This is a genomic window from Idiomarina sp. 28-8, from assembly GCF_000320945.2.
GTDB classification, from domain to species: Bacteria; Pseudomonadota; Gammaproteobacteria; order Enterobacterales; family Alteromonadaceae; genus Idiomarina; species Idiomarina loihiensis.
This window is the reverse complement of sequence record NZ_DF266795.1, coordinates 64,456-70,896: the sequence shown is the minus strand read 5'-3', so window position 1 is coordinate 70,896 and position 6,441 is coordinate 64,456. Positions and strand designations below refer to the sequence as shown.

Below are 6,441 nucleotides of genomic sequence, written 5' to 3'. Positions count from 1 at the left end.
CGCCCGTAATACAGCTCACGGCGTTATCCAAACACGTTGTCACTGCTTCAATCTGCTTCTTGGTTAGCTCGTATGGTAATTCACCAACCGAAGAGCAATATGCAGAATTTGCAACTTCGTCATAAAGGTTGTTTTGATTAGCTAGTGCTTTAAGTCGTTTGGCAACGACATTTTCCATCAACAACTGGGCAGTTGGATGATAAGAGCCAGTGTCGGGGTTTAGGATGTATTGCGCTTTGTTGTGACCTGCTTTAAACGCTTCCGTCACCAGTTCCTTATCTTTGAGCAATTTGGTTAGGTATGGGCGTAAGCACGCTTGAGTTGTATAGGTGTGGCCTTTCTCAATCTCTTTGCGAATCGCGGTTTCAAGTGCGGCACTTAGTCTGCGGTGATCACAAGCTGTGATCTTAAACTGGTCAAAATTAACCAGTTTATCGACATCCGTAAACGACATCCCAAACCCAATAAGGACATACGGATTTTGTTTAATAGCCTCAATGGACTCTTCTCCATGATGCTTCAATAAGCGCTGCTGAATACTTGCTGGTATCTTGTGTTCGGTCATCCAGTTGCAGTAGGCCAGATTTTTATATTTGGCGTAACCTTCAAATAACGCATTGATAGAATCTTCACTCAGGACACTTCTAAGGCGCTCTCTTGATTCACGAGTGTCTTTTTCCAACCGTTGGGTGAAAATCCTTTCCTAACAGTTCCCAGAGTGCTCTAGCTTTACTTTCACCGATACCTTTGAAATCACTTTCTCTGGCAATAAAGCGAATAAGCTGTTCACCCGTTTCTGGCAGGCTGCATTCGATGTGTTCTGGTGATTCATAGGTATGCTGCTGCATCACGTAATCACCCGTTTCCATTTCTTCTATTAAACGATGGCCTTTAACCGACCAGTGTTGGCCGAGGGCTGGTTGAACGGGGATGGCATCTGGATCAGCTTTGATGGTGACGTAATACTTGCCACTGTTAGTTTTGTATGAGTTTTTTTTCAGTGGCACGCCACTGAATATCACCATTTTGGTAGAGCTGTAAGGAATACTCGTGACACGCATTTGGTCTTGATGGAGTGCAACATTCACCGTGGCATGAACCCCATTTCTGACAAGGTTTCATTCAGTTCGCCAAACCGCTCCAGTTTACCTTCCAGCTCTTTAACTCTGGCTTTTAGCTCAATGTTTTCAGCCTCTAAGGTCGATACTCGTTTTGAGTCGAGCAGCTTGCGATTAGCCGTGTTGTCGTATTGCTTTGGTTTGTCAGCATTGCTCTTTGCAGATTCGGTCAGTGGCGGGAGTATACCTTTATCACGCAGTTTGTCCTCTAATGCCTTGAGCGCTTTTCTAAGCGCTGGATTTTGGTTAAGGGCAGACTTGCCGCAACCGACCCCTTTTGCTACTTCGATACGGTTGAGCTTGCCTTTAAAGGCGATCTGCTTAAAGTCATCATCAGTTTGAGTGGCTTGCCATACTTCAAATGCTTCGAGGTTCTGCTGCGCTCTTTGCGGACCGTTCGCCATTAATCATCTACCTCACCTAACAACTTGCGTAGACCTGTCGCAAAGCCTCTAGGGAATATTTCTATGTTGTATTCCATGTCTTTAACTTGGCCAGCTTGTGTGGTTTGCCAGTTATGTTTTTCCATACATTCGTCAGAGATAGCGTAGGCTAAGGCTTTCTTCTCGGATTCGGTCAAGATGCCAGATAGTGAAGGCAAGACTTCAACACTCGGCTCTGCGCTTGCATCAAACTGACGTACAGGACGCTTATCAATGGTAATATTCGCGTGCTGTTTTAGCAGATTAACCTCTTTGCGATAACGGTTGCGCTCGGCAATAATCTGACCAAACAAAGCCCGTACCGCAGTGTCTGGAATACGCTCAAGCAGTTTATTATCCTGTGGAACAGACTTAGAGCGTGAGGTTGGCGATAACGGCTTTTTGGTGGTTGTTTTGCACTTTGCTGCCCATGCTTCAATCAAGGTGCGGTAGTGCTTGTTTTTGGTTGCTCGTAACGCTTCGTAACCTGGGCCACCCTCTGCTGCTGATACTCGCCCCATTTGTGTAATGGAGAAATCACGCTGCCCCGATTCTACATAGGCTTTCAGGATGTCGTTAAGCTTATCTAGGTTTTTTTGGGTTCTTGGCACTTTGTCGTCTTTTAAGTCAGCCAAGATGATATCAATATTAATGTCCATTAACCCTCCAAGAGCGCAGGTTGGGTGAGATTTTCTAAGCGCAAGGACTTATCCGACAGTGCATTCATGCCAGCGTTAAATAGCTTGTGATTAGACAGGTACTCACCCGCTTCGATGTAATTAGCCACTTTACGGTAGCCTTCCATTTTATCGTCAGGGTCGGCTATCTTTGCCATTTGGCGTAGCATGGCATTACCAGCGATTAGCTGCTGTTTCTCATCCATTTCCATAAAGATAGGCTCAAAGCCTTTCTTCATCAGAGCACGACTAAGTTGGCGGGAGCGCTTTTCAATAGCGGGCGTTTTACGAAGTTCATCCTGCAAGTCAGGGAAGAATTCGGCATCGTCACATAGCAAGGAGAGGTGTAAAAGCTCTGAGTCGGTTTCGATAAACTTCAAGGCGTAGCTGATATCTTGCTCCGCACCCACGGCAATCAGCTTATCTTTGGTGTCATCCTCATTTCGGGCTTCCTCGACGTGAATGATTTTGCTGATTAGCTCGAAGCACGCTATCCAGTCTTTGGTGTATTCATCGGCCTCTACTTGTTGCTTTTCATAGCGGCGCTGTAGAACCTGCATGTCATTATGTTTGGTAAAAGGCGTACCTTGCTCTTCACAGAAGAACTGCTCGTCTTTGAGCGCTTCTAACTCACCCTCGATTTCAACCGATAGGTTAGCCGCCTGGTGCGCCTTGTAACTGAGTTGATTAAACTGCGCGTTAAGCGCTGGCAGGTATCGCGCCTCAGTAATAAACCAACGGCAACGAATGCAGTTTTCAGGGCCATGCGGTACGCTGTCATAGATGCGATTACTGGCAGCACTTGAATCTCTAATCAACTCACCGCCGTTCCAGCACCCGCCCAGCGTACTGACTTCATCGGATTTTACGGTGTTGCCTCCGACCAAACATAAGCCAGCTGAACGCTCCTCCCAGCCGATGGGATTACGGTTAACCAGGGCTGCCTGAATACTGTCTTCTTTATGGTAGACCATTTTGCATTGAATTTGCGCTAGTGAGGCATCTTTGAGGAAGTTGCGCACTGACTGCTTGGCTTTACCCTCAAGCTCCCCCTCGGCTTCACTCATTTTTTCCGCCATCACGGACGGGGTGATTTTGTTGTAGTAGATGGTCATTAGGATACGTGAGTGCCCTGCCAGTAGTTTGGATATGACAGGTAGTGGCAATTGGGTATCCATCGTGTAGGCAGTTATCAGCGATACACGCAAGCTGTGCAGGGGGAAATTTGTGGCAACCTTAGCGTATTCTGGAGTGTCTTCTGGGTAATCCACAACCAGTTTAAGTCGCTCTCCATTATCAAGCGTATTACCTTGCTCAGCAAGCTGGTTTTCCAGTGTTTGCAAGAGTTGATACCAGAAAGTATCCATAGCCGTATATATAATTGGTTTAGAGCGGTCATCCCCTTTCGCTGACGCATCCCGAAACAGAAAGGCAATTTCCCCCATGCTCTCTAACTGGGTTTGTGAATACTGTTTGCCAATATGTTTCCTTAGCAGTGCGGTGCAATCTGTCGGTTTCGCTATAGGGTTATATTTTCCCTGCCAGTTACGCAGTTTTTCCAGCCAATATAGTACCTCTTCGTTTTGCCAAGGAATAATATAGCCCCGCTCAAGTTCATCTTTATTCTGGTCGGCGGTTTTGTTGGTGTTGATATACAAACCTGTGGAATACTGGCCTGTCATGGTGTCATGGATACGGTGAAAGATGCCTTTACCAAAAGGGCGTTTTTCGCTACCGAGCGCAAAGTCATGCTTGTCATTGAGCTTCCAATGACCGCTTTCATAACGCCACGTATCCGCTTCACCACTGTCTAACATACGCACTTGATAGGTGCGCAGTGGCAGATGCAGCTTCATAAATATAACCATCGCTTTGACAGGTGACCAGATTTGGTGGAGGGTGATTCTTTTTTTATCTCTAGTCACTTCTTTAGTGCGCCACACGCAATCGGGGTCGGATTTATCAATCAAGTCAGGCTCAACTTCAAACCAATCGCCACTCTTTTTGCCTTGCCCTGTCTGCTCTTGTGCCCATGTCCAATGCTTGAAATGGCGGTAGTGATAGCTAGGCAGTAACGACTCGCCTTGTGGTAGGTTTTGCTCAATCACCGTCAGTTCCGCTTTATCTGGCAATGGACACAGAATTTGGCGCAGGTCTTGGATGTAACGATACGGAAGTGGGTTGCGCACGGTTTCAGTGTGTGAGCCTTGGGTCTTAATTTTGCTCAGCGGATTGCGAACCAGTGGTGTTAAGTTGCCGCTATCATCTTCTTCAGATAGATGATGTTCAATGACGTAATTAATGAAGTCACAGGGGTAGTTGATAGACATTGATACTGCGCTGGGGGAGTTAATAGTTTTTCTCACGCTAGCTTCTAGCTCTTCAGTGGAGCAGATATGGCCATTGTAGCCCTTGAAAAACAGACCAATATCAGTTGCATAGGGAGCGTACTCCAACAGGTAGGACTCAAAAAAACAGGCCAACGCTCTACGCTTGTCGTCAATCCCCGCATGCTGTGTCGCCATCCACTCAGCGGCTAATTCCTGCCATTGCTGCCACTCAGGGCCAAGGGTGGTGAGCATCCATTTAAACGTTAAGTCCGATGCACGTCCGTCATTTTTTCTGCCTTTAGTTCTAGCCATTATTTACCTCGCAATTTGGGGTGCTTACCTGTGAAATACCCTTGCGGGTCAATGTCGTCAAAACCATGCTCGACCAACTCTTTCCAGTCGAGCGCTTTGACTTTGGACTCAGGATTTGCCAATTGTAGCGTGGCCTTGTTGAGTTCATCGGAAATTTCCTGCTGCCCTTTACCTGTGTAGGGAACTTGAGACTCCAGTGATTTATGGTGCATACATCGTCGTATCACCAACGGGTTAAGTCCTGAACGCTCTAAGCGTCTGCCATAGCTATGACGATGACCGTGCGGGTCTAACCCTTCCGATTTGCTTGGTTCTAAGCCAATGCGCCTTAATCCCGCCGCATAGCTTTGGTGAAACGCATTCAAAGTGTATGGGTTTCCAAGGGCGCTGTGATGGAATGAAATGAACGCATAGGGGTGATGGCAGTCAATACTGGCTCGATATTTTTGGTAACTCTTCCACAGTGACATAAAAACCTTGCCATAATCCGTTGGAAACCACTGAACTTGTATGTAGTTATCTCGATGGTCTACAACTCTTGTTTTCCAGCCAACGTATGCCGTGCCTTTCATTCGTTTGCGTGGTATACGAGCGTATTTTTCTTGTAAATAGGCTTCTCTGGTTTTTGTCCCTGAGCGACTACGCCAACCTTCGGGTGCTTTACCATCGACTTCGTTGTAAATTCGAACTATCGCTTTTTCAGGGTCATACGGATCTTCAAGTACATCAGTCACCCACAGCATAATAGCTTCACTTTCACGCAAACCGCCACCGTGCATCAAGAGCAGCATAAGCTTATCTCTCAGCGCAACTCGTGGATCTTTTGCTCCGCCAATACCATCTTTATAGAATGATTCCCAATGCTTATCTGGGAATGCTAAAGCATCGTCTTCGGCTTTCGTCAATGGAGTGCGTCCTTTCATTGTGCGAGCTTTACGGATGGTTTTGTTAACGGTTTTATCTTCAATATGTCCAAGGAAGTCATGTTGGTTTTTTCGATACCAAGCAGCGTAATTAAGGCGTTGCTCATGAGGTGTGGCATCTCGCAAAGGGTTCATTGGCTCTGCGCCATGCTTGTTAGCCAGCCAATCAGTAAATGCCGTTAATCGATGAATATGTTTATTGACGTTATCAGTTGAGCTTGGCACCCAGTACAAGCCAGAGGGATCTAAACCATCTTCACCGATGGTGCCTGTGTAAAGACGCTTAGCAAAGGTTTGGAATAGCATTTTAGGATCTTCAAATAATCCTTTGTTGGCTTCCATGTAATCCAAGAGCAAAGAAGTGGCTTGTATAAAACCATTCATTAAAGCATTACTAGCACCATCAGCTTCCATCTTTAGCAAGTAATCGGTAACTGAACCAACTTCACCTTGTTCGGTGATCAAGATGGGGAGCTGACTTTTAATGCCAGTATTATCTTCTACGATAGTTGCTTTGACTTTAACCGATGACAAGGTTCATTCCTTTATACACATTAAACATACAATACACTACAATGCTAAAGTGTTTCTTGTCAAATAAAAAGGCAGATTTCTCTGCCTTAATACACAATATACATAGTTCAAGGTACTATATATAA

The 6,441-nt window shown here is 45.9% G+C and carries 6 protein-coding genes; all 6 read right to left on the bottom strand.

Annotated features, from left to right (window positions below):
• The coding region (locus RJ32_RS15265; RefSeq protein WP_304607994.1) for a helix-hairpin-helix domain-containing protein at positions 1-682 on the bottom strand (682 nt) is incomplete at its 3' end.
• The gene (locus tag RJ32_RS15260) at positions 663-1,061 is read right to left on the bottom strand and encodes a hypothetical protein (RefSeq protein WP_235598966.1); all 399 of its coding nucleotides are present in this window, start codon (positions 1,059-1,061) and stop codon (positions 663-665) included. The genes RJ32_RS15265 and RJ32_RS15260, both read right to left, overlap by 20 nt.
• 23 nt (positions 1,062-1,084) lie before the next feature.
• Positions 1,085-1,522 (bottom strand): VPA1267 family protein, encoded by a 438-nt coding sequence (locus RJ32_RS14330; protein ID WP_034823170.1) that lies wholly within the window; start codon positions 1,520-1,522, stop codon positions 1,085-1,087.
• Positions 1,522-2,199, bottom strand: coding sequence for a gamma-mobile-trio protein GmtX (gene gmtX / locus RJ32_RS14325; protein WP_034823168.1), 678 nt, complete (start codon positions 2,197-2,199; stop codon positions 1,522-1,524). Before gmtX ends, RJ32_RS14330 begins: the two co-directional genes overlap by 1 nt.
• Positions 2,199-4,859: an integrase family protein gene (locus RJ32_RS14320; RefSeq protein WP_034823166.1), complete on the bottom strand. Its 2,661-nt coding sequence runs from the start codon at positions 4,857-4,859 to the stop codon at positions 2,199-2,201. Before RJ32_RS14320 ends, gmtX begins: the two co-directional genes overlap by 1 nt.
• Positions 4,859-6,316 (bottom strand): gamma-mobile-trio recombinase GmtY, encoded by a 1,458-nt coding sequence (gene gmtY, locus RJ32_RS14315; protein WP_034823164.1) that lies wholly within the window; start codon positions 6,314-6,316, stop codon positions 4,859-4,861. Before gmtY ends, RJ32_RS14320 begins: the two co-directional genes overlap by 1 nt.
• Between the last annotated feature and the right edge of the window lie 125 nt (positions 6,317-6,441).